Below are 1,138 nucleotides of genomic sequence, written 5' to 3'. Positions count from 1 at the left end.
AACTGCACACCTTCGACCGGCGCGGCCGGCGCATCGACCGCGTCGATTTCCACCCGGCCTGGCACACGCTACTCGGCCAGTACCGCCACGAAGGCTTCGTGTCGCTCGCGTTCCGCGAGTCGCGCCGCGGCCGCTGGGCCGCGACCGCGGCCGGCTTCTACCTGCATGGCCAGATCGAGGCCGGCACACTGTGCCCGGCGACGATGACGCAGGCCGCGATCCCCGTGCTGCAGAAGGAGCCCGCGCTGTGGGCACTGTTGCGCGACAAGCTCTACAGCAACGATTACGATCCGCGCGACGTGCCGGTCGCCGACAAGCGCTCGATCTGGTTCGGCATGGGCATGACCGAGAAACAGGGCGGTTCCGACGTGCGCGCGAATACGACGCTCGCGACCGCCGTCGGCGCGGGCGGCCGCGGCGGCGAATACCGGCTGCGCGGCCACAAGTGGTTTTTCTCCGCGCCGATGTGCGACGCGCACCTCGTCGTCGCGCGCACCGAGGCCGGCAGCCCGTCGTGCTTCTACGTGCCGCGCTGGCGGCCGGACGGCACGAAGAACGCAGTCGAGATCCAGCGGCTGAAGGACAAGGTCGGCAACCGCAGCAACTCGAGCAGCGAGATCGAGCTGAACGACGCGTGGGGCATCATGCTCGGCGACGAAGGCCGCGGCATTCCGACCATCATCGAGATGGCCACCTACACGCGGCTGAACTGCGTGCTCGGCAGCGCGGCGATGCTGCGCCAGGGCGTCGTGCAGGCGATCGCGTACACACGCCAGCGCCATGCATTCGGCCGCGCGCTCGCCGAGCAGCCGCTGATGCGCACCGTACTCGCCGATCTCGCGCTCGAAAGCGAAGCGGCGCTTTCGCTCTCGATGCGTCTCGCCGACGCGTTCGAGCGCGACGACTCGCCGCGCGAACGCGCGTGGAAGCGCATCGTCACGCCCGCCGCGAAATTCTGGGTGTGCAAGCGCGCGGTCGAGCTGACCGGCGAGGTGATGGAAGTGTTCGGCGGCAACGGCTATGTCGACGACGGCCCGATCGCGCGGCTGTTCCGCGAGGCGCCCGTCAACTCGATCTGGGAAGGCTCGGGCAACGTGATGTGCCTCGACGTGCTGCGCGCGATATCGCGCGAGCCCGA

General features: G+C 69.3%; 1 protein-coding gene. It reads left to right on the top strand.

What is annotated here, in order from left to right; all coding sequences use genetic code 11:
* The coding region (locus G3N99_RS40210; RefSeq protein ID WP_206125192.1) for an acyl-CoA dehydrogenase family protein at positions 1-1,138 on the top strand (1,138 nt) is incomplete at both ends.

This window comes from Burkholderia sp. Ac-20392, assembly GCF_017104585.1.
Classification (GTDB): domain Bacteria; phylum Pseudomonadota; class Gammaproteobacteria; order Burkholderiales; family Burkholderiaceae; genus Burkholderia; species Burkholderia lata.
The sequence above is the reverse complement of the archived record's forward strand: the minus strand, read 5'-3'. Positions and strand labels throughout refer to the sequence as shown.